Origin of the sequence: Halorubrum salipaludis (genome assembly GCF_002286985.1) — an archaeon.
GTDB lineage: Archaea > Halobacteriota > Halobacteria > Halobacteriales > Haloferacaceae > Halorubrum > Halorubrum salipaludis.
Genome location: NZ_NSKC01000005.1, coordinates 244637 through 266430 on the forward strand (window position 1 = coordinate 244637; position 21794 = coordinate 266430).

Below are 21794 nucleotides of genomic sequence, written 5' to 3' on the forward strand. Positions count from 1 at the left end.
GGAGCCGTGTGGGGGCGGGGGTATAGTTATGCGGTGCTTGAGGGGTCATTGCCACCCGTGTGTAACCGCCTCCCGTGCGGAACCGCCTCCCGAGCGATCCCGGACCTCAGATCGCGCGGATCCGCGTCGTCCAGAAGTCGCGGAAGGCGTCGTCGAGCGCCTCCCGCGGCTTTCCGGTCGCGTCGGAGCGGTCGGTGACGTCGGCGTACTCCCGCATTTCGCCGAGCACGCTGCGCTCGCCGACGACGATCGTCCGGTCGATCGGCGGGTCGGCGGGGGAGTCGTCCCCGTCCGCGTCCCGCTCTCCGAGGTCCGCCAGCGCCGCGGTCGCCTTCTTCAGGTGGTCGTCGATCTGGCCCTCGCGCCGGCGCTCGAACCGGCCCTGCGAGAAGCCCCCCTTCGAGTGGGCCTCCTTCACCTCGGAGGTGAACCCCTCGAAGTCGACCCGCTCGTCGCCCTCGTAGACGCCGAGCGCGAAGGTGTCCGACCGGACGAGCGCGAAGGCGAACCGACCCGTCGGGCGGAACCACGCGTCCTCGAGCCGGAACGCGTCGTCCCACCGGTCGAACGACTCCGGCTCGATCGGAGGGGAAAGCGCCGCGCTCACCGCGCCGGTGTCGTCGGCGACGACCACCGCGGGGGCCGCCCGGCGGACGAGTCGTGCCCGGTCGCCGAACCACTCCGCGACGCTCGTCGGCACCGCGTCCTCGTCCGGGACGAAGGCGGTGAGGAGCCCCTCGGGGTCGTCGCTTTCGATCGCGCGAAAGCGTCCGAGCGCGTCGGCCACTCGGGGACCTCGGAGGTCGCTGACGCGGCGGAACTCGACCGACTCCTCCTCGCTTTCGGTCCGGTTCAGGCGCTCCTCCAGCGACTCGATCCGGTGTTCGAGTTCGTTGACGCGCTCCTCGGCGCGCTGGCGGTCGGCGACCGCGTCCGACCGACGCTCCTCCTCGGCCTCGGCGCGGCGTTCGAGGTGGCGCTTCTCCTCTTCCAGCTCCTCGATCCGCTCTTTCAGCTCGGCGCGCCCGAGCAGCCTGTCGATCATACCCGAACGGCGACCCCCGACGACCTAAAAGGTGCGTCTGTGGTGGATCCCTAACGAAATTCGCTTATAAAAACCAGCGGTGGCGCGTGCCTCCGAGGCCGCCTCGCGGCCGAGGAGCACGCGCGAGGGAGTCGCTGGCGGCGATAGCCGCCAGCGACAGGGCGAGAGCGAAGCTCTCGCTTGCAACCGGACGTAGTCCGGTGACGAGGTTGGGGAGGTGTGTGGTGCGGTGCTGTGCGGGGCGGGACTCAAAGGGGCAGCCTTGCGGGCGGCGTAGGTGACACAAGCACCGCAGGAACGAGCGAAGCGAGTGACGAGGAGCGCAGCGAGCGTACGCCGCCCGCAAGGCTGGGGCTTTGGAGGAGTTCGCCGTTGATCCACGGTCGAACACTTATAAACAACCGATAACGACGACGGAAACACTGGAAACGGGAGCGACCTCGTAGTACTACGCGTTCACGTGCGGCTCCCAGCCCTCCCACCGCAGCAGGGTCTCGGCGCGGTCGGCGTCCGCCAGCAACACGTTCCGCCGGTCGGGGAGCGTCTCGTCGGCGATCTCTTGCGGGATCGCGAGCGTGCCGCTCGGGACGTCGTCGTCGCCGCCGACCGGGATGTGGCCGCCGCCGACCTTCATCACGAGGGGGGCGTCGAGCCGCTCGACCCCCTTGCCGTCCGCGTACAGCTGCTCGTTGACGTGCTCGTGGTCCGCCCGCTGGATGACGGCGCGCTCGCCGTCGTGGGGTTCCACGTACAGTTCCCCCAGGTAGTAACCGCTCGAGAATCGCTCGAACATACTGTGCGTGGTAACCTCTGGCACGCCCAGACATAAGTGTTTCTCGCCCGTGATCGACCGTGATAATCGGGGGTGACCCGCGCCTCTCCCGGCCTTACTCCTCGTCTGACCGGCCTTACTCCCCGTCCGACCGCCGCGCGACCTCGTGGCGCCCGAATCCGTACCGCAGGCGGTTCGCGAGCCGCCGCGAGAAGCGTCCCTCGTTCCGGGAGTCGAACCGCTCGGCGAGCGCCTGATAGATGATGGGGACGGGAACCTCCTGTTCGAGCGCCTCCTGCACCGTCCACGTTCCCGTGGATCCGCCGGCGACGTGGTCCGCCACGTCGCCGAGATCCGACCCCTCCTCGCGGAACGCCTCCTCGCAGAGCTCGAGGAGCCACGACCGGATCACGGCGCCGTTGTTCCACGTGCGCGCCACCGACTCCATGTCGAGGTCGTAGCGGCCGTCGGTGAGCAGCTCGAAGCCCTCGCCGTACGCCTGCATCAGCGCGTACTCGACGCCGTTGTGGACCATCTTCACGTAGTGGCCCGACCCCGACTCGCCCATGCGGTCGTGGCCGTCCGGGCCGGTCGCCACCGCGTCGAAGACGGGCACCAATGCCTCGTAGGCCCACTCCGGGCCGCCGACCATCAGCGAGAAACCCGCTTCGGCGCTGGCGGGGCCGCCCGACGTGCCGCAGTCGAGGTACGCGGCGTCCGTCTCCTCGGCGCGCCGCACCGACGCCTGGAACTGCGAGTTCCCGCCGTCGACGACCACGTCGTCGGCGCCGAGGTGCGGCTCTAAGTCCGCGAGGGTGGCGTCGACCGCGTCGCCCGCGGGGACCATGAGCCAGATCCGCTTGCCGTCCCCCTCGCCCGCCCTGTCCAGCCGATCGCAGAGGTCCGCGACCGAGTCCGCGGCGGTCGCGCCCGCCTCCGCCGCCTCCGCGGTCGCCTCCGCCGAGAGGTCGAACGCGACCACGTCGTGGCCCGCGTCGAGCGAGCGATTCACCACGATCTGCCCCATCCGCCCGAGTCCGATAACGCCGAGTTCCATGCGCGAGGGGTGGCGACCGGCCGCCGTAGTGGTTCCGGTTCGGGAGCCGCTGAAAGGTGCGCCCCCGCGGCCCGGCGGCCCCGCGCCCCCGCGGCCCTGCGGTCCGATACCCCGGAACCGTTTTCGCGCCGCTCCGCGATCACGCCCTATGACACGCGTTAGCGAAGACAACCTCGACTGGACCGACACCGACCGCGGGGAGACGCGGTTCCGCCGGAAGCAGCTCGCGGCGGCCGCCGACGGCGACCGGATCGGGTGTAGCCTCTACGAGCTCCCGCCCGGCGCGAAGTCGTGGCCCTACCACTACCACACTGCCAACGAGGAGGCGATCTACGTGTTGTCCGGAAGCGCCACGCTTCGACACGACGGGAAACGGTTCCGGATCGAGGCCGGCGATTACGTCGCGTTCCCGGCGGGCGAGTCGGGCGCTCACCGCGTCGTCAACGAGGGCGACGAACCGGTCCGATATCTCGCACTGTCGACGATGACGGAGCCGGACGTGACGGTCTATCCCGACTCGGAGACGTTCGGCGTGTACGTCGGTTCCCCGCCCGGCGGCCGCGAAGAACGCTCGCTGTCGGGATACTACGAGATGGACGACGATGTCGACTACTGGGAGATGTAGCCGTCGGTAGGGGGCTCACGAGCCGTCGTCGCCCGCCTCCCGCGCCTCCTGCGCCTCCCGTGCCTGCCGCGCCTCCCGCGCCGGCCGCGCGAACGCCCGCCTTATAACTCGAAACGCATGAAGAGGTACGGAGAGGGGCCGACGGGTGCTATCTACATCCATGACCCGACTGACGCTGCGGCTCGACTTCCCGAGCGGCTCGTGGCTCGGCGACGTCTCCCGGGCCCACCCCGACGCGACGCTCCGCGCGACCGAGACGGTCGCCGCCGCGGAGGGCGAGGTGACCGCGCTCGGCGTCGGCGGAACCGACCGCGCGGCGACTGTGGAGTCGCTTCGCGAGCACGACCGCGTGAACCGGGTCGACGTCGTCGACCGGACCGGGCCGGCGACCCGGCTCCGCGTCGTCGCGCCCGCCCCGCCGCCGCACGTCGCGGCCGCGCGGGAAGTCGGGCTCCCGATCGAGGAGCCGGTCTCGGTGACGGAGGGACGCTCGATCGTCGATCTCGTCGGCGACCGCTCCCGTCTCACCGCCTTCAGCCGCCGGCTCACCGGCGAGGGCGTCACCGTGGGAATCGAGGCGAGCGACGCCGACGGGGAGCCCGTCCTCACCGACACCCAGCGCGGCCTCGTCCTCGACGCCGTCGCCGCCGGCTACTACGACACGCCGCGGGAGTGCACGCTCACGGAGCTCGCCGAGTCGTGCGACCTCGCGAAGTCGACGTGCAGCGAGACGCTCCACCGCGCCGAGGGGCGGGTGTTGCGCCGGTTCGTGGACGGCGAGTTCGGCGCGAGGGATACCAGTGGGAATCCGATCGGCGAGAGATCCGATCCGAAGCACGAGGGCGACCCGGCGGAGTCCGCCGGGATCGCCGCCTCGGAATCGTAACGGCGCTCGGTCGCCGAATCTGCGCGCGTTTTTGAACCGTCGTTCGGGAGCGAAAGCGCTACTCCCCGTCCAGCGCCTGCCACGAGAGCCGCGGGTTCCGCGCGGCGCCGACCTGGTCGATCCGGCCCGCGGCGGTGCGGTTCGGGGCCGCGTCGAGCGCCTCGTCCGAGTCGGCGTACGCGAGGTTGAAGGCCTCCGCGAGGTCGTCGAGCGACGACCGCCCCTCGATCTCGGTCGGCTCGGTCAGCATCGCTTCCGGCACCATCTCCGGCCACTTCGTCGTCGGCGGGTGGACACCGAAGTCAAGCATGCGCTTTGCCACGTCGGCCGCGTCGCGGTCGCCCGCGGTCGCCGCGAACTCGTGGTGGAAGGGGCCGTACGGCACGTCGAGCTCGAGCCGCTCCGCGAGGTAGTTCGCGTTGAGCACCGCCTTCGCGGCCGCGTCCGAGAGCCCCTCGTCGCCGAGCCGAGCGATGTAGGCGTACGTCTTGACGAGGACGAGCCAGTTGCCTCCGAAGCCGTGGACCTTCCCGATCGTCTCGTCGGGCTCGAAGGTCTCGTAGCCGTTCCCGCCCTCCCGCTCGCGGACCCGCGGAGCGGGGAGGAACTCGGCGAGCTCGTCGACGACGCCGACCGGTCCGGCGCCCGGTCCGCCGCCGCCGTGCGGGGTCGCGAACGTCTTGTGGACGTTGTAGTGCATCACGTCGAACCCCATGTCCCCGGGCCGGCCGCGGCCGAGCAGGGCGTTGAGGTTCGCACCGTCGTAGTAGAGGAGCCCGCCCGCGTCGTGGACGATGTCGGCGATCTCGGTGATGTCGCGCTCGAAGAGCCCGACCGTGTTCGGGTTCGTTAACATCAGGGCGGCGGTGTCGTCGCCGACCGCCGCCTCCAGCGCCTCGACGTCGACCCGCCCGTCCTCGCCGGACGGGAGTTCGACCACGTCGTAGCCCGCCATCGCCGCGGTCGCGAAGTTCGTCCCGTGCGCGGAGGCCGGGATCACGACCTCGGACCGGTCGTTCCCGTGGTGCTCGTGGTACGCCTTCGCGACCGCGATGCCGGTGAACTCGCCGGCGGCGCCCGCCGGCGGCTGGAGCGTGACCGCGTCCATCCCCCCAATCTCGCCGAGGAACTCCTGGAGCCGGTACTGCAGTTCGAGGTTCCCCTGCGCGGACCGCGCCGAGCGGTCCGGGTGGATCGCGGCGTTCGGGTCGGCGGCCACGTCCTCGGTGAACTTCGGGTTGTACTTCATCGTGCAGCTCCCGAGCGGGTACGGTCCCGAGTCGATCGCCCAGTTCATCTGCGAGAGGCGCGTGTAGTGGCGGGCGATCTCCGGCTCCGAGGGCGCGGGGAGGGTGAGCTCGTCGCGCGTCAGGTCGTCGGGAAGCGGGGACTCCTCGCGCACGTCGACGGTCGTCTCGTCCTTCTCGGAGAGCAGCGGCTCGTGGACGTCCTCAGCCTCGCGGGCGTAGTCGGCCTGGTCGTGGATCACTCAGATCACCTCCTCGAAGGCGGCGACGAGCCCGTCGGTCCGCCCTGCGTTCAGATCGGTCACGCACACCTGCAGCAGGTGTTCGCCGATCGCGTGGACCGCGAACCCTTCCGCCTCCAAGTCCTCGACGATCGCCGCCGCGGGCTGGTCGACGCGCACGGCGAACTCCCGGACGTGGTGGCGGTCGTGGACCGGCGCGGCCGCCCCCTTCAGGTCGTCGATACGGTCGGCGAGCGCGGCGGCCTCGCGGACGCAGTCGTTCGCGAGGTCGACGAGCCCGTCGGGGCCGAGCGTCGCGGCGTGGATCGCCGCGCGGAGCGCCACCCACGCCTGGTTCGTGCAGATGTTTGAGGTCGCCCGCTCCTTCCGGATGTGCTGTTCGCGCGTCTGGAGCGTGAGCGTGAACGCGCGGTCGCCCCCGGCGTCCTCGCCGGCGCCCACGAGCCGCCCCGGCACCTGCCGGAGGAAGTCGTCGCTGCAGGCGAAGATGCCGAGGCCCATCCCGTAGGCCGTGGGGAGGCCGAGCGCGCCCGCCTCGCCGACGACCACGTCGGCGCCGACGCCCGCGGGCTCTTCGAGCACCGCCAGCGACACCAGGTCGGACCCCAGCGTGAACAGCGCGTCGGCGTCGGCCGCGACGTCGCCGATCGCCGCGAGCCGCTCCTCGATGCAGCCGCGGACGGTCGGGTTCTCGGCGTACACCATGACCACGTCGTCGCCCGCGCGGTCGGCGAGCGCGTCGACGTCGGCGTTCCCGTCGGCCATCGGGTACGACTCGACGGTCAGGTCGGCGCCCGCGCAGTAGTTCTCCAGCACGGCCCGTTTCCCCTCGCGGAGGTGCTCGGGGACGAGGACCGTGTCGCCCGAGGTCGACCGGACGCGGTCGGCCAGCGTCGCCGCCTCGCCGAGCGCGGTCGCGGCGTCGTACATCGAGCAGTTCGCGACCGGGAGCCCCGTCAGCTCCACGAGCATCGACTGGTACTCGAACAGCGCCTGGAGGAACCCCTGTGAGATCTCCGGCTGGTACTGGGTGTAGCTCGTGAGGAACTCCGCGCGGTCCGCGAGGTGGTCGACGACGCTCGGCACGTAGTGCCCGTAGTGGCCCCGCCCGAGGAACTCGGTCAGGTCGTCGTTGCGCGCGAAGATCCGCGAACACTCCGCGCGGATCTCCCGCTCCGAGCGCGGGTCGATCCCGAACTCGCCGTCGAAGGCGACCGGTTCGGGGATGTCGAACAGCGCCTCCTCGTCGTCGACGCCGATCGCCGAGAGCATCTCCGCCGTCTCGCTGTCGGTGTGGGGCGCGTAGGGCGTGCCGCCGGTCCCGCTCATCGGTCGGTTCCGTCCCGTCCGCAGTCGTTCGCTCGTCCGTTCACGGGTCGTCGGTCCAAGGGTGGCGTGGGGTCGAAGCGTGGCGTTGTCATGGTCGTGTGTCCGGTGGTTGTCTCCCCGGCGGTTCCGGCTGCGTCGGGCGGTCCGGCGGCTACGCGATCTGGTCGTCGTACTCGTCCGGGTCGAGCAGTCCCTCGGCGTCGCCGCCCTCGGCGGGGGCGACCTCGAGCATCCACCCGTCGCCGTACGGATCCTCGTTGACGAGCTCCGGGCGGTCGAACAGCTCCTCGTTGACCGCGACGACCTCGCCGGAGACCGGCGCGTACAGGTCCGAGACGGCCTTGATCGATTCGACGACGCCGAACGCCTCGCCGGCGGCGATCTCGTCGCCGACGTCGGGCAGCTCGACGAACACCACGTCGCCGAGCTCGTCCTGCGCGAAGTCCGAGACGCCGATCCGAACGGTGTCGCCGCCGGTCGTCGCCCACTCGTGCGATTCCAGGTACCGCCTGTCGTCGGGTACGTCGAAGCTCATTGGTCAGGGGTCGCCGCGGTCCGCCTCCGCCCCCGGCGCGCGAGCGCGCCGCCAGGACGGGATCCGCCCCGTCGACCGGCTACGGTCGGAATTCGGGGTCGGAACGCGGGCCGCGACACGTGTGCGTCACCCTTCTGACGACGAGGAAATAAAAGGTGTGTTCGCGGCGGTCCTCCGGCGGCTCACGTCCACCGGTCGAGCCCGGTCTGGACCTGCGACTCCGCGATGCGCTCGAACCCGCGCTCGACCTCGTCGGCCGCGACGCCCCACTCGTCAACGACGTACTCGCGTGCGGCGTCCACGTCGGGGTTGACCGCGGTGTCCACCTCCACGTCCGTCGCCGGCGGGTTCATGAACAGCTCGCGGATCGCCTCGGCGTTCGGGATCTCGGCGCCGCGCGCGTCGAGGACGCCCCACAGGTCGCCGTGCTCGCGGACCGCCTTCACCGCCGTCTTCGGGCCGATCCCGCGGACGCCCTCGTTGAAGTCGGTGCCGCAGAGCATCGCGGCGTCGACGAGCGCCTGCCGGTCGAAGTCGAGGTCGTCGAGCGTCACCGCCAGATCCATCAGCTCCGGGTCGCCCTTGCTCGTGAGCTGGCGGAGGGTGGTCGGCGCGCCGAACAGCAGGGTGTCGTAGTCCTCGCTGCCGGCGTGGTCGACCGTCCCGCTCGCCGCCATGTGCGCGCACTGCGCCTCCCCCTCCGCGGGCGCCTCGACGATCGGCACGTCGAGCAGTTCGAGCAGCTCTCGGGTCGTCTCCTGAATCGTGTCGGTGAGGCGCTGGGTGCGGGCCTCCAGCCGCGCGGCCTCGACCGCGTCGCCGCGCTCCTCGGCCGCCGCCCGTTGTTCCTCGGCTCGCTCGCGTTTCTCGCGGCGGTCGGCGACCTCGTCGGCCTTGAGCTCCGTGACCGCCCCGTCGAACACCATCACGGGGATCAGGTCGTGCTCGAAGAACTTCGGAAGTCCCTGGACGACCCCGATCAGGTTGGCGACCTCGACGCCGTCGGCGGTAGTGTACGCCTCGTCGCGCGTCCACTTCACCGTCGTCGTGAGGTACCGGTACAGCCAGTTGTGCGCGTCGACGGCGACGACGCTCCCCTCGATCTCCGCGAAGGCCACGTCGCGGATCGCCGCGAGGTCGCGTAGGTCCGCGTTTCCCATCACCGATCCGTCGTCGCCGCGGCTCTTAAATGATCGATTCGCCCGCGATCGACGGCGCTCAGCGGTGAACCCCGTGGTGAAACGCCGCGCTGAAACCCGTGGTGAAGCGCCGCGGTAAAACTCCACGCAAAAACGCCGCGGTGAAACGTCGGCACGATTCAAGTGCGGTTCCGCCCAACCCCCGATCGATGCCCTCCTCCCCGCTCGACGGCCTTCCGCTCGACCTCGACAGGCTCGACCCCCGGACGATCGACCTCCGCATCGCGGCCGCCCTCGGCGGCGCCCTCTACGCGGTCGCCGTCCTCTCGTGGATGCTCTCAAACGGCGTCCACGTCGACGCCCCAGATCCGCTCTCGACGGCGTTCGCGGTCGGCTACGCCGTCGGCGGGCTCTGGCTGACGGCCGCCGTCCCGCTGTACCTCCTCGGCCGCGCGTCGCTCGTGGCCCCGCTTATCGCGACCGGCTGGCTGCTGGGGAACACGGCGTACCAGTGGGCGTACGGCACCCACCTGCACCCGCTCAGCTCGCACCTGACCGTCTGGCCGCTGCTGTTCGCCGCCGTGCTGGCGGCCGGCGCGACCGAGGCGCTGGTCAGGTTGGGGACCGACCGCGTCGCCGGCGTGGGGGGACTCCGTCGGCTCTGGGGGACCGGCTGAGGCCGGAACGGAGCCGTCCCCCGCCTGCCGGCTTGTGGGGCGTTTATGTGCCTGAGCCGACTACGTTCGGTAACCGAATGGTCTCGCCGTTCGATGTGCTGGACGTCGACGAGGACGCCGACGACGCGGCCATCGAGCGGGCCTACCGGGACCGCGTGAAGGAGGCCCACCCCGACCAGGGCGGGACCGTCGAGGAGTTTCAGCTCGTCAGGCGCGCGTACCGCGAGCTCGACGAGCGGGACCGCAACGGCGGGGCCGGCGACGGAGTCGATCCCGCCGACATCGACCTCACCGACGACGAGGGCGAGGCCGACGCCGTGAGTCCCGTCCGCGTCGAGTTCCTCGACTACGAGGCGCTCGCCGACTACGGCTGGTCGCTCGACGACGACGACCTGTTCCGGAAGGCCTCCCACGCCGATCTCGACGAGTCGGAACACGGTCGGCTGCTGGTTCACCCCGACGAGAGCCTGCTGGAGGCGGCCGAGAACCGCGGGTTCGGGTGGCCGTTCTCCTGTCGCGGCGGCGCGTGCGCGAACTGCGCGGTGTACCTCGTCGAGGGCGAGCTCTCGCAGCCGGCCAACCACATCATGCCCGACGAGCTGGCGGAGCGGGGGTTCCGGCTCTCCTGTAACGGCTATCCGGTGAGCGACGAGCTGAAGGTCGTGTTCAACGTGAAACAGCTCGCGGAGCTCGACGACCTCATCCTCCCGCCGGGACCGTTCACTCGGCGGTGACTCCGGGAAAAAGCACTCCAAAAATTTCGTAAGCCGTCCTCAGAACGCCTCGGCGACGGCCGCGACGACCGCGTCCTCGACCGCGTCGCGCTCGCCGGAGAGGAACTCGATCTTCCCCTCGCGGAGGCCGGCGGTGGCGACGTCGGCGCCGGGCGCCAGCTCGGCCGCGCGCTCGGCCACGTCGCGGACCGACACGTCGGCGGTCGTCCGGATAAACAGCTCGTCGGTGCCGATGCCGACGGTCGCGTACGCCTCGCCGTCGGCGTTCCGGCGGTGCAGGTCGTCGAGCAGGAGCGGCGTCGGCGGGAAGTCGTAGCGGTGGGTGTAGCCGTCGGTGTCGAGCACGGCGAACTCGACGCCGTCGACCGCCTCGGTGACGACGTTCGCGGTCGCGGTCTGGACCTCCGTCTCCAGCTTCTCGCGGAACTGCTCGGAGACGTGGGCCGCGAGGTTGCCGCCGTCCTCGAAGAGGAGGTCGGCGACGAGCTCGCGTTTGTCCTGGTACGACTGGTAGTACGCCTCAAGCGCGATCGCCTCGCGGAGCTCCGCGACGCGCTCGGCGTCGTAGCCCGCGTCGCGGGCGAGCTGGGCGTACCGGTCGGGGGTCTCCGTCCAGTAGCTCACCGCCGGCAGGTGCCGGAGGTCGTCGCGGACCTCGTCGTTGACCGCGGAGGCCAGCGAGGCGACGAGCGCGCCGGTCGAGAGGTCGGCGTCGACGCCGTCGATCTCGGGCGAGACGAGGGTGTCGACCGCCTCGCGCGTCTCGGGGTCGGCGACCTCGGCGTCGACGACGACCGCGTCGACGCCGTAGACCGACAGCAGGTCGATGCCGTCGGCGGACTCGACCGTCGAACCGGTCCCGACGAGCAGGAACAGGGGGAGCTGCTCGTCGTGGCGGTCGCGGTCCTGGAGCATGCGGGTCGCGTCGTTGGTCGCCGCGTCCATCCCGTACACCGGGTCGTCGAGAGGGCGGCGGGTGAAGTAGTGGTACTCCGCGTCGCTCTTCGCGTGCTCGTCGCGGATCAGCGGGAGCACGGCGCGCTCGACCGCGGCGCCGGCGACGTAGCCGTCGGCGGTCGCCGGGTGGCGCACGACGATCGGGCGCGACTCGAGGACCGCCCGGCGGATCGCCTCCGCGGCGTCGAGCAGGCCGTCGGCGAGCTCCGCGACGGCCTCGTCGCCGGCGAGCGGCTGGAGCCCCTCGGGGCGGGCCTCGGCGGTGAGCGCCTCGGCGAGGCGGCGGCGGACCGACTCGGCCTCCTCGCCCTCCAGTCGGACGAGCGCCTCGGACTCGACCTGCACGTCGCCGCGGTGGCTCTCGACCTCGCCGTCGATCCGCACCGCGTCGCCGACCTCGACCTCCGGGTACGCGCGGACGCCGGGTTCGACGAACGCGGCCACGTCGACGACGCCCGTCTCGTCGCGGACCTCGAAGACGGTCGGCCCGCCCGTCTGTCGGACGCTGACGACTTCGCCGTCGATCCGCACCTCGTCGCCGACGGCGTCGGCGAGGGTGCCGATCCCGACGCGCTCGCGGTCGTCGTCGAGGTCGTCCGTGTCGTCTTCGTCGGCCTCTGCGGCCTCGGCGGCTTCGTCGGTTTCGGTCGTGTCGTCGGCCTCGGCGGTCTCCTCGACCGCGACGTCTGTCTCTTCGTCGGCCTCGTCGGACGAAGCGTCTACCGCCTCGGCGGGCTCGGAGGGCTCGTCTGTCTCGACCGGCTCGTCGGCTTCGTGCGTCTCGTCGACCTCGTCACTCTCGTCGAAGTCGGAGGTGTCGCCGCTCGTGTCGGATTCGGCCTGTTCCGCGTCGCTCTCCGTGTCCGCCTCCGCGTCGGCCTCCTCGCTGTCCTCCTCGGGGAGGTGCTCGGTGTCGCCGTCCTGCACGAGCACGCCGCGGAACTCGCGGTCGGCCTGCCGGATCGACCACGCGAGGTCGATGTTCCCGTTGTCGCGGACGCCCTTCACCTGCACGAACACCTCATCGCCGGGCTCCCAGTCGAGGCTGTCGAGCCGCCGGTCGAGCTCAGAGCGGTGGAGGAGTCCGGTCACGCCCGGCGCGAGGTCGACGAACACGCCGAACTCGGCGTAGCCGTCGACGACCCCGCGGTAGAACCGGCTCGGAACGAGCTGGTCGGCGGAGTTCCCTCGGAAGTCGAACACGACGTCCTCCTGGTGGGGGCCGCAGATGCGACCGCCACCGCCGACGTCGGCGCCACAGATGATACAGGATCCCATTTGAGTACACCGAGAGCCTCGCGCCTAAAACGGTTGTCGAAAGCCTCGCGGGAGCGAACGGCCGGCTGCGGCCGCGGAGCCGCCGCGTTCAGCGGTGATCCGGGAAGCGCCCCGTCGGGACGGTTCGAGCCGCGGTCACGCGATCAGCGATCGGAACGCGGCGACGGCGCGGTACCCGATCCCGTACCCGAGGAGGGCTGGCGGGACCCCGGCGATCAGCGTCCGAATCGGCCCCGTCCGGTGGACGGTGTGGAACCCGATCAAAAGCAGCACCGCCGCGTAGACGCCGCAGGCGACCCGAAGCGCCGGGATCGGCGGGCCGGCCAGCGCCATCGGCGAGCTGGCGTACGCGACCACCTGCACCGTCTCGCTCACGCCGCCCCGGTCTCGCAGGGCGACCCCGCCGTCGTACTCGACGCTGGCGAGGATCACCGACAGCGTCGCGACCGCCGCGGTCAGGTGGAGCCCGACCGGCGCGGCCAACACGACCACGAGGAGGAACAGGATCGCCGCGGAGACGGGGAGCGAGACGACGATCCCGGGGACGACGCTCGGGTCGGCGAGGATCCAGCCGAGCGCGTAGGCGGCGGCGACGGCGACTGCGAACGTCAGCGCCGGGGCCTGATCGCCGGGCCCCACGCCGTTCGCGAAGAGGCGGCGCGGCCGGATCAGCGCCTCGACCCACGCCCGAGCGAGCGCGCGGGGTCCGCGGGCCCGCCCGCCCTCCGGCTCCTCGATCCACGATGTCACGGTCGTCCTTCGGGCGGGTGGAATAACCGGGTTCCGGTTCGGATCGGAGGCGCGGGAGCGGGCAGCCGGTGACGATCCGCTCGCGTTATCTCGGCTGATAGCCGGCGCGCAAAGCCTTATACGGCCCCTCGCGGAGAGACACGCGAATGAGTGCGTTCCGGAACGACGAACGGGGGTTCACCCCGATAGCCGGCTCGGGGATGCTCGTCGGCATCGTCGTGGTGCTGTTGGCGCTCGTCGGCGCCGCGGTCTTCGGCATGATCGACGGGGTCGCGCCTCCGGACGCGGAGTTCCAGATCGAGAAGGAGGGCGCCGACCTCGTGGTCGTCGCGGTCGGCCCCGAACCGGTTCCGGCCGAGGAGCTGTACGTTCGCGGCGAGGACCCCGACGAGGAGGTGCAGTTCGGCGCGTGGCCCGGCGACGGCGTCGTGCGGCCGGGCGATCGGGTGACCGTGCCCAACGCGACCGGGAACGAGGACATCGAGGTCGTCTGGGAGCCCGTCGCCTTCGACACGTACGAGAAACTCGGCACCTACAACGGCGAGGACTCGGCGATCGAGGGCAGCGCCGGACGGGACCCCCTCGGGGCGACCGGCGTATAAACGCGCTTTCCGAGCTACGCCACCGACACCCACTCGCCGCGCTCGTCGGCGCGCACGATCGCGTCGAGGAGCCGCTGGACCTCGTACCCCTGTTCGAACGACGGCTCGAACGCGCCGCCCTCCGCGACCGCGGAGAGGAACTCGTAGTTCTCGTGCACGAACGTGTGCTCCCACCCGATCACGTGACCCGGCGGCCACCAGTGGTCGACGTACGGGTCGGTCTCGTCGGTGACCAGCACGGTCTGGTACCCGCGGTCGCCCTCGCGGAGGACCTCCAGTTCGTTGAGCCGCTCTAGGGAGAACTTCAGGCTCCCCTTCGAGCCGTGGACCTCGATCGTGTGGTCGTTCTTGTGGCCCTCGGCGAACCGGGTCGCCTCGAAGCTCCCGATCGCGCCGGACTCGTAGGCGACCTGCGCGGTGTAGGCGTCGTCGACGGTCACGTCGCGGTACTCCTCGACCTCGCCGCCCCCTCCGCCGTCCCCGTCGGCGTACACGGGTCGCTCGTCGACGAACGTCTGCAGGTGGCCCGAGACGCGGTCGACGCCCCCGACCTCGCCGCCGACGAGGAAGTCCGCGAGGTCGAGCGTGTGCGCGCCCAGATCGCCGAGCGCGCCGGAGCCCGCCATGTCGGCGTCCAGCCGCCACGCCCACGGCGCGTCGGGGTCGGCGAGCCAGTCCTGGAGGTACCGCCCGCGGACCTGCCGGATCTCGCCGAGCTCGCCGTCCTCGATCAGCCCCTTGGCGTACCGGATCGCGGGGACGAACCGGTAGTTGAACGCGGTGCCCGCGGGCACGTCGGCGTCCGCCGCGGCGTCGCGCATCGCCTCGGCCTCGTCGAGGGTCGGAGCCAGGGGCTTCTCGCAGAGGACGGGGACGCCGGCGTCGAGGGCCGCTATCGACGGCTCCGCGTGGACGTGGTTCGGCCCGAGGTTGTAGAAGACGTCCACCTCGTCGATCGCCGCCTCCCAGTCGGTCGCGGTGTGCGAGAACCCGAACCGCTCCGCGGCGTCCGCGAGCGCCGACTCGTCGCGCCCGACGAGGGTGTGGCGCTCGACGTCGGGCGCGTCCGGGAAGAACATCGGGAGCCGCGCGAGCGCGTTCGAGTGCGCCTTGCCCATGAACCGATACCCGAGCACGCCGACGTCGAGGGTCATACGTCAACGATCTGCCGGCACCGGTTTAGCTGTTCTCACGCCGACGGATCGTATATGATCATTGTTCACACGCAGCGTGATATTCATGTGTCGTCGCGTCAACGCACACCCGTGTCAGTCACCGGACGCACGCTCGGAGGATCGCTGATTCGGCGAGCGCTCAGGCCGGTTCTCGCCTTCCTGCTGGTCGTCGTCGTCGGGGTTTGGGGGTTCGTCTCGCTCGCCGGCGTCGGACCGATCGAAGCGGCGTTCTGGCTGATCGACCCGGCGAGCATCAGCGTCCACTATCAGGCCCGCGCCGGCGACGGTCGACGGGTGAAGGCGTTCGCCACGGTCGTCTTCGGGTCGCTGGTCATCGCGGGAGTCTGGATCGGCGAGACGGTTCTGACGACGGCGTTCGGCGGACAGATGCGAGAGGGAATTGAACGCATGCAGACCAAACGAGCCATCGACGAACTCGACGACCACGTGATCATCTGCGGCTACGGCCTGTTCGGTCGGACCGTCACCAGACGGCTCCGCGAACGGGGGCGACCGGTCGTCGCCATCGAGCGCGACAGGGACACCTTCGGACGCATCGACACGGAGTCGGTGTTCGCCGTCGAGGGCGACGCCAGGAACGAGTCCGTGCTCCGCGAGGCGGCGATCCGCGAGGCCGACGCCGTGGTCGCCGCCATCGACGACTCGAACGCCAACATCCAGATCGCCATCACGGCGAGCGGTATCGCCCCGGACGTACAGCTCGTCGTCCGCGTCGGCGACGACGACTACACGTCGGTCGCGCGTCGGGCCGGCGCCGACGAGGTCGTCATCCCGGAGGTGTCGAGCGGCGAGGACGTGAGCGACTCGCTGTGAGGGGTCACTCCGCCCAGTAGGCGTCGCCCGGCCGCGTCTCGAAAACCGCGCGGTCGAGCACGTCGACCGCCTTCTCTAACCCCTCCCGCGAGGAGGTCAGCGAGTCCTCGTGTTCGATTGAGAGGGCTCCCTCGTAACCGACCATCCGGAGCGCGGAGACCACGTCCTTCCAGTGCGCCTCGTCGTGGCCGTAGCCGATCGAGCGGAACAGCCACGAGCGGTCCGGCTCGTCGGTGTACGGCGCCGTGTCGAGGACGCCCTTCACGCGGGCGTTCGCGTCGTACACTTTGGTGTCCTTGGCGTGGACGTGGTGGATGGCATCGTGCTCGCCCAGGAAGCGGATCGCCTCCGTCACGTCGATCCCCTGCCAGTAGAGGTGCGACGGGTCGAAGTTGGCCCCGATCCGCTCGTTCGTCGCCTCCCGCAGCGCGAGCATCCCGGTCGGCTCGTACACGAGCATGTTCGGGTGCATCTCGATGGCGACGTCGACGCCGTGGTGCGCGGCGTGTTTCGCCAGGTCGCTCCAGTAGGGGACCGCGACCTCGTCCCACTGGTAGTCGAGCGCGTCGGCGTGTTCGGTCGGCCACGGCGCCGTGATCCAGTTCGGAACCTCGTCGTTCGGCCCGCCGCCGGGAAGGCCGGAGAAGCAGGTGACCGTGCCGACGCCCAGCCGATCGGCCAGCTCGATCGCCTCGCGCAGCTCCCGGTCGGCCGCCGACGCGCGCTCCTCGTCGGGGTGAAGCGGGTTGTTGTGGGTCGCGAGCGCGGAAATTCGGAGGTCGTGCTCGTCGAGCAGCTCGCGGAGCGCCGCCCGCGCCGCGTCGTCGTCGAGGAGCGCCTCGCGGTCGACGTGGTCGTCTCCCGGCCAGCCGCCGACGCCGAGCTCGACCGCGTCGACGCCGACGTCGTCGAGATACGCGACCGCGTCCTCGATCGGTTCGCCGCCCAAGGGAACTGTCAGCACTCCGATGTCCATGCGAGCTGATAGAACAACGCCCCGAATAAACCTTCAGGAACCGTCAACGGCGCCGGGGTGGCCTGTACCGATACCGAGACCTACCGGTCGTTCGGTCGGTCGAGGTCGAACAGGCGGTCGGCCGCGTCGATCGTCTCGCCGTCGCCCGCCCGCGCGGCCTCCTTGAGCCGTTCCGTCGGGGTCGCCAACAGCGACGCGGTCAGCGACCGCATCGCGTCCTCCAGCACCGCCTCGGGGTCGGTGTCGCCCGCGTCGAGCCGGGTCCGGGCGCGTTCGAGCTCCGCCTCCCGGACCGCCTTCGCCTCGCGGTGGAGCGCCCGGAGCGTGTCCTCCGCGCGGGCCTCCCGCTCGCGGTCGAGGAAGCGCTCGACGGCGGCCGCGACGCGGCGCTCGACCGCGGGCGCGGCCGCCCGGCGGACCGAGAGCCCGTCGGCGACCCGAGCGCGCACGGCGTCTAACCCGACGACGCGCGGGTCGTTCTCGCGGACCGCGGGGGCCGCGTCCGGCGGCGTCGCCAGGTCGACCACCGTCGCCGTCCGCGGGAGGGCGGCGGCGGCCTCGGCCCCGAACACCGGGTCGGTCGCTCCCGTGGCGGTGACGACGGCGTCCGCGTCGGCGACGGCTTCCGGGAGCGCCCCGAGCGACAGCGTCTCGCCGCCGCCGGCGGGCAGGTCGCTCTCCGGAGACCGGCTCACGGCGTCGACGCGGAGGTCCCAGCGGGCCGTCGCGGCCGAGACGACCTCCGCGCCTATCTCGCCGGTGCCGACGACCACGAGGCGGTCTGGCGCCCCCGAGCGGCCGGCAACGACGTCGCAGGCGGCGCTCCCGTAGTCGACGGTCCCCTCGTTGATCCGCGTCTCGTCGCGGACCGACCGCCCCGCGGCGAGCGCGGCGTCGGCCGCGCGGGTGAGGACGCCGCCGGCGAGGTCGGCCTCCCGTGCGGCCTCGAACGCGCGCCGGAGCTGGCCGAGCACGTGGTCCTCGCCGAGGATCGGGCTCTCCAGCCCGCACGCGAGCCGCGTCAGGTGTTCGACGGCGGTCCGCCCGCGCTCCACGCGCGGGTCCGGGACGCCGAGCGCCTCGCGGGCCGCCCGGATCCCCGTCTCGCGGTCCGCGGCCGTGCGCGTGGCGACGAACACCGCGGCCCGCTCGCACGTCTCGACGGCGACCGCCCCCGTCACGCGGTCCGCGTCGGCGACCCGGCGCGCCGTCGCGACCGGGTCGTCGATCGCCCGGCCGACGGCCGCCCCGGATCGGTCCGACCCGGTGATCCGACAGCACACGAGCCGCCGGACGCTCTCGGGGACCGGGTCGTCGCGTCCGGTCGGTTCCGCGTTCGCGTCGGTTGCGGCGGTCGCGTCGGTTCCGTCGGTCGCGTCGGTCGCGTCGGTCGCGTCAGTCGGGCTCTCCCCGTCGCGTTCGAGTGCGGGCATGGTCGGTGTCAGTCGGAGGCGATCGGCGCTTCGACCGGCCCCTCGTCCGGGAGGTCGGCGCACCGCTCCGCGTCGGTGAGGTAACAGCGCGGGTCCTCGGCCCACAGGTCGTCGTGGACCGCCGCGGCCCGAGCGCGGGAGTTCCCGCCACACACCTCCTTCCACGGGCACTCCCCGCACGCGCCCTTCAGGTGCGCGGACGGCTCCGCGAGCCGGTCCCACAGGTCGCTGTCTGTCAGGATCTCGTCGAGCGAGCGCTCCCGGACGTTCCCGAGCGTGTACTGCGGGAGGAACATGCTCGGGTGGACGTTCCCGAGGTGGTCGACGTTGACCACCTTCGGCCCGGCGTCGCCGTTCTTCACGACGCGACCGGGGCCGTCGTCGAACAGCAGCCGGCGCGCGCGCTCGGCGCGCTCCGGCGACTCCTCGCGGATGCGGCGGTAGAGGTACACCGCGTCCGCGTAGTTGCCGGCGGTGAGCACCTGCATGTCCGGATGGGTCTCCGTGAGCTCCGTCGTCCGCTCGTAGAGGTAGTCGACGGCCTCGCGCGTCCGGTCGAACGGGAGGTCGGCGTCCGTGATGTCGCCGCCGCGGCCGGAGTAGATGAGGTGGAACACGTTGACCCGGTCGACGTCCTCCTCGACCGCCAGGTCGATCACGTCGGGCACGTCGTCGACGGTCCCGCGGGTCATCGTCGTGCGGATCCCGACGCTCATCCCGGCGTCGCGGGCGTTGCGGAGCCCCTCGCGGGCGCGCTCGAACGCGCCGTCGACGCCGCGGAACGCGTCGTTCGTCGCCCCGACGCCGTCGAGCGAGACGCCGACGTACCGGAGCCCGGCGTCGGCAAGCTCCCGGGCGCGCTCCTCGGTGAGGAACGTCCCGTTGCTCGACGCGATGGGGCGGATCCCGCGGTCGACGGCGTGTTCGGTCAGCTCCCTCAGGTCCTGGCGGACGAACGGCTCGCCGCCGCTGAACACCAGCACGGGGACGTTCAGCTCGGCCAGCGAGTCGATGAACCCCTTCGCCTCCGCGGTCGACAGCTCGCGCTCGTCGCGCTCGTTGCACGCGCCGAAGTAGCAGTGGCGACACGCGAGGTTACACGCCTCGGTGACGTTCCAGACGACGAGCGGCACGACGGCGTCGCTCGACCGCCGGCCCTCGTACCGGATCTCCTCGGGCCGGTTGTCGAGCCCGCGGATCAGCCGCGTCAGGTCGATCATGCGTCCACCTCCGGGCGGAAGATGCCGCTCGGCTTCTCACCGAGTCCCCCGATGCGGTCGACGACGCGAACGTCCCCGGGGCGGCCCTCGCGGAGCGGCGCGGTATCGAGGACGGCCACCTCTCGCCGCTCCATGTTGCCGACGTAACAGCGGTCTCCGTCCGGCCCGAACACGAGGTGGAGCGGCTCGCCGCCGACCTCGACCCGCCCGACGACCTCGCCGGCAACCGGATCGAGGACGGTGACGCGCTCGTCCTCGTAGGCGTCGACGAGCGCGTAGCGCCCGTCCGGGGTCGTCGCGGCGAATCCCGTCGGCGTCCCCACGTCGACGAGGCCCGTCGTCGGGTCGGTGTCGCCCGCGGCGGCTTCCGTGAGGGAGACGATCGCCACCCGGTCGTCGTCGCGCGCGGGCACGACCGCGTAGCGCCCGTTAGGCCCGTCGCCGACGGCGAACCCGTGCGGGTTCCCCCCGGTCGTCGCGGTCGCGCGGACGGCCTCGGCGGCGGGGTCGACGAACGAGACGCGCGAGGCACCGGCGTTGTTCACCGCGATCAGCCCCCCGTCCGGGAGCGGGTACATATCGTGCGGCTCCGGGCCGACCGGGATCCGGGCGTCGACGTCGAGCGCCGGGTCGGCGGCGAGGGCCGCGACCTCGCCGGCGTCCTTCAGCCCGACGAACAGCCGCCCGTCGGGACCGATCCCCATGCCGGAGCACCGCGAGAGCGCCCGGCTCCCGACGGGGTCGAGCAGCCCCTCGCCGTCGACCGCGAACGCGAGCACGCCCGGGTCGTCGCGGTCGGGGAGGCCCACGCCGGTGCCGACGAAGAACAGCCCCTCGTCGGGCGCGAACGCGCTGCCGACCGGCATCGTCCCGAGGCGGTCGATCCGCTGGCGGGTCTCCAGCCGGTCGAGGTCGACGACTTCGAGGTGGGCGCTGGCGATGTACAGCAGGTACGCCACGCCGGCGTCGCGGTTGAAGACGGCGGTGTGCGGGTACCGGCCGTCGCCGACCTCGCCGACCACCTCCCCGCGGGACAGGTCGAGGACGCTGAAGTGGTCGCTCGCGGCGTTTTTCACTATCGTCGGCGTCGCCGCCGATGCGGTGCCGTCGATCGCTGCGTCGTGTCGTTGTGTCATCGTTTCTCACCTCTGTCCGTTCTGAAACAGCCGGCCGGCGCGACCCCGTCCTCGAACGGGACCGTCGCGATCACGGGGTCCCGGCCGGTCCCGACCGCGGCCGTCTCGACCACGGTCACGCGGTCGCCGTCGACGCTGGGGACGTAACAGACCGCACCGTCGGCGCCGAACCGCGGGTGGCGCGGCGTCTCCCCGACCGGAACGCGGCCGACGACTGACAGCGTCTCCGGGTCGAGGAAGGCGACCCGGTCGTCCGCGTAGGCGTCGACCGCGACGAGCCGCCCGTCGGGCGTCGCGTCGGTGAACGCGGTCGGAGTGCCGAGCGACACGCGCTCGACCGACGCCGGGCCGGTCTCGCCGTCGCGGAGCGCGGCCGCGTCGATCGCGGTGACGCCGTCGCCCTCCGTGTCGCCGACGATCCACCGGTCGTATGCGGTGAGGACGGTCCCACCGCGCGGGTTCGGTGCCGGCACCGACCCCAGCACCCGGCGGTCGAGCGCGTCGACGACGGTCACGCGGTCGCCGTCGGCGCAGTTCACGCCCAGCAGCTCGTACGCCGGCGAGTACGTCAGGTCCTGCGGCCCGGCGGCGACCGGGAGCCGATCGCGAACCTCGAACGGGGGGCTCCCGTCGATCCGGACCACCTCGTCGGCGTCGGCGGCGACGACCCACACGTCGTCGCGCGCGTCCGCGGCGATCCCGGCGGCCTTCCCCACCGGGCGTTCGGCCGCGACGGAGACCTCCGCGCCGTCCGTCCGCAGGACGGTCACCCCCGGAACGTCCCCGGACGGCAGCGGCCCGTAGGTGCTCACGAACAGGTGGCGGCCGCCGCGGGTCGCCGCGGCGCCGACCGGCGCGGTGCCGACGGCCTCGACGCGGTTCGCTACGGTCAGCCGCCGCAGGTCGACGACCTCGAGCTCGTTCGACCCCATGTAGGGGACGTACCCGTATCGGCCGTCCGGCGACCGGACCAGCCCGTGCGGCTGCCGGCCCGAGCCGACCCGGCCGACGACCTCGTGCGCGGTCGCGTCGACGACCGCGAGCCCGGGCGCGCGGAGCCGCTTGACGAACGCGAGCGGTCCCTCCGGTGCCGGCGGCGGACTCGCCTCCTCCGTCGGGTCGGCGTCGGTCCGGGACATGGTCAC

At 71.9% G+C, this 21794-nt stretch carries 21 protein-coding genes; 6 read left to right on the top strand and 15 right to left on the bottom strand.

The window, feature by feature from the left end; genetic code table 11:
- Nucleotides 1–106: 106 nt before the first annotated feature.
- The 3 genes from CK500_RS11075 to CK500_RS11085 form a co-directional block, all read right to left on the bottom strand.
- On the bottom strand, nt 107–1045 hold the full coding sequence (locus tag CK500_RS11075; protein ID WP_095637282.1) for a Vms1/Ankzf1 family peptidyl-tRNA hydrolase: 939 nt from the start codon (nt 1043–1045) through the stop codon (nt 107–109).
- A 448-nt stretch (nt 1046–1493) separates the two neighbouring features.
- Nucleotides 1494–1838, bottom strand: a complete 345-nt coding sequence (locus tag CK500_RS11080) for a DUF5802 family protein (protein ID WP_095637283.1) — start codon at nt 1836–1838, stop codon at nt 1494–1496.
- Nucleotides 1839–1953: 115 nt separating this feature from the next.
- Complete coding sequence (locus CK500_RS11085; protein ID WP_095637284.1) at nt 1954–2874, bottom strand: decarboxylating 6-phosphogluconate dehydrogenase; 921 nt, start codon at nt 2872–2874, stop codon at nt 1954–1956.
- Between the two features lie 148 nt (nt 2875–3022).
- On the opposite strand from CK500_RS11085, the gene CK500_RS11090 reads away from it, so the two are divergent.
- Both CK500_RS11090 and CK500_RS11095 read left to right on the top strand, forming a co-directional pair.
- Nucleotides 3023–3499 (top strand): cupin domain-containing protein, encoded by a 477-nt coding sequence (locus CK500_RS11090; protein WP_095637285.1) that lies wholly within the window; start codon nt 3023–3025, stop codon nt 3497–3499.
- Between the two features lie 160 nt (nt 3500–3659).
- The gene (locus CK500_RS11095; RefSeq protein ID WP_095637286.1) at nt 3660–4385 is read left to right on the top strand and encodes a helix-turn-helix domain-containing protein; all 726 of its coding nucleotides are present in this window, start codon (nt 3660–3662) and stop codon (nt 4383–4385) included.
- Nucleotides 4386–4443: 58 nt separating this feature from the next.
- Here the strand turns inward: CK500_RS11095 and gcvPB are convergent, their stop codons facing one another.
- The 4 genes from gcvPB to fen all read right to left on the bottom strand — a co-directional run bounded on the left by gcvPB (nt 4444) and on the right by fen (nt 8898).
- The gene (gcvPB, locus tag CK500_RS11100; protein WP_095637287.1) at nt 4444–5874 is read right to left on the bottom strand and encodes an aminomethyl-transferring glycine dehydrogenase subunit GcvPB; all 1431 of its coding nucleotides are present in this window, start codon (nt 5872–5874) and stop codon (nt 4444–4446) included.
- Nucleotides 5875–7203 (bottom strand): aminomethyl-transferring glycine dehydrogenase subunit GcvPA, encoded by a 1329-nt coding sequence (gene gcvPA, locus CK500_RS11105; RefSeq protein ID WP_095637288.1) that lies wholly within the window; start codon nt 7201–7203, stop codon nt 5875–5877.
- Nucleotides 7204–7354: 151 nt separating this feature from the next.
- Nucleotides 7355–7738 carry a glycine cleavage system protein GcvH gene (gene gcvH, locus CK500_RS11110; protein ID WP_095637289.1) on the bottom strand — a complete coding sequence of 128 codons (384 nt, stop codon included), beginning with the start codon at nt 7736–7738 and terminating at the stop codon, nt 7355–7357.
- A gap of 182 nt (nt 7739–7920) precedes the next feature.
- A complete protein-coding gene (gene fen, locus CK500_RS11115) occupies nt 7921–8898 on the bottom strand; it encodes a flap endonuclease-1 (protein ID WP_095637290.1) in 978 nt (325 codons plus the stop codon).
- 188 nt (nt 8899–9086) lie between these two features.
- On the opposite strand from fen, the gene CK500_RS11120 reads away from it, so the two are divergent.
- Nucleotides 9087–9554 (top strand): hypothetical protein, encoded by a 468-nt coding sequence (locus CK500_RS11120; RefSeq protein WP_233139122.1) that lies wholly within the window; start codon nt 9087–9089, stop codon nt 9552–9554.
- Nucleotides 9555–9631: 77 nt separating this feature from the next.
- Complete coding sequence (gene fer, locus CK500_RS11125) at nt 9632–10288, top strand: ferredoxin Fer (RefSeq protein ID WP_095637291.1); 657 nt, start codon at nt 9632–9634, stop codon at nt 10286–10288.
- A 39-nt stretch (nt 10289–10327) separates the two neighbouring features.
- Here the strand turns inward: fer and CK500_RS11130 are convergent, their stop codons facing one another.
- Complete coding sequence (locus CK500_RS11130) at nt 10328–12523, bottom strand: DHH family phosphoesterase (protein ID WP_095637292.1); 2196 nt, start codon at nt 12521–12523, stop codon at nt 10328–10330.
- A 135-nt stretch (nt 12524–12658) separates the two neighbouring features.
- Nucleotides 12659–13273 carry a YIP1 family protein gene (locus CK500_RS11135; protein WP_095637293.1) on the bottom strand — a complete coding sequence of 205 codons (615 nt, stop codon included), beginning with the start codon at nt 13271–13273 and terminating at the stop codon, nt 12659–12661.
- Nucleotides 13274–13419: 146 nt separating this feature from the next.
- Here CK500_RS11135 and CK500_RS11140 point away from each other — a divergent pair, with 146 nt between their 5' ends.
- A complete protein-coding gene (locus CK500_RS11140; RefSeq protein ID WP_095637294.1) occupies nt 13420–13875 on the top strand; it encodes a type IV pilin in 456 nt (151 codons plus the stop codon).
- A 14-nt stretch (nt 13876–13889) separates the two neighbouring features.
- Here the strand turns inward: CK500_RS11140 and CK500_RS11145 are convergent, their stop codons facing one another.
- Nucleotides 13890–15029, bottom strand: a complete 1140-nt coding sequence (locus CK500_RS11145; protein ID WP_095637295.1) for a Gfo/Idh/MocA family protein — start codon at nt 15027–15029, stop codon at nt 13890–13892.
- Nucleotides 15030–15140: 111 nt separating this feature from the next.
- Here CK500_RS11145 and CK500_RS11150 point away from each other — a divergent pair, with 111 nt between their 5' ends.
- Nucleotides 15141–15884 (top strand): potassium channel family protein, encoded by a 744-nt coding sequence (locus CK500_RS11150; RefSeq protein WP_198951549.1) that lies wholly within the window; start codon nt 15141–15143, stop codon nt 15882–15884.
- A 4-nt stretch (nt 15885–15888) separates the two neighbouring features.
- Here the strand turns inward: CK500_RS11150 and CK500_RS11155 are convergent, their stop codons facing one another.
- The 5 genes from CK500_RS11155 to CK500_RS11175 all read right to left on the bottom strand — a co-directional run bounded on the left by CK500_RS11155 (nt 15889) and on the right by CK500_RS11175 (nt 21788).
- A complete protein-coding gene (locus tag CK500_RS11155) occupies nt 15889–16860 on the bottom strand; it encodes a sugar phosphate isomerase/epimerase family protein (RefSeq protein WP_095637297.1) in 972 nt (323 codons plus the stop codon).
- Between the two features lie 80 nt (nt 16861–16940).
- Complete coding sequence (locus CK500_RS11160; RefSeq protein ID WP_095637298.1) at nt 16941–18293, bottom strand: glutamyl-tRNA reductase; 1353 nt, start codon at nt 18291–18293, stop codon at nt 16941–16943.
- An 8-nt stretch (nt 18294–18301) separates the two neighbouring features.
- On the bottom strand, nt 18302–19513 hold the full coding sequence (locus tag CK500_RS11165) for a radical SAM/SPASM domain-containing protein (protein ID WP_095637299.1): 1212 nt from the start codon (nt 19511–19513) through the stop codon (nt 18302–18304).
- On the bottom strand, nt 19510–20649 hold the full coding sequence (locus CK500_RS11170) for a YncE family protein (RefSeq protein WP_095637300.1): 1140 nt from the start codon (nt 20647–20649) through the stop codon (nt 19510–19512). The genes CK500_RS11165 and CK500_RS11170 overlap by 4 nt, the downstream gene beginning before the upstream one ends.
- The gene (locus tag CK500_RS11175) at nt 20646–21788 is read right to left on the bottom strand and encodes a hypothetical protein (protein WP_095637379.1); all 1143 of its coding nucleotides are present in this window, start codon (nt 21786–21788) and stop codon (nt 20646–20648) included. Before CK500_RS11175 ends, CK500_RS11170 begins: the two co-directional genes overlap by 4 nt.
- Between the last annotated feature and the right edge of the window lie 6 nt (nt 21789–21794).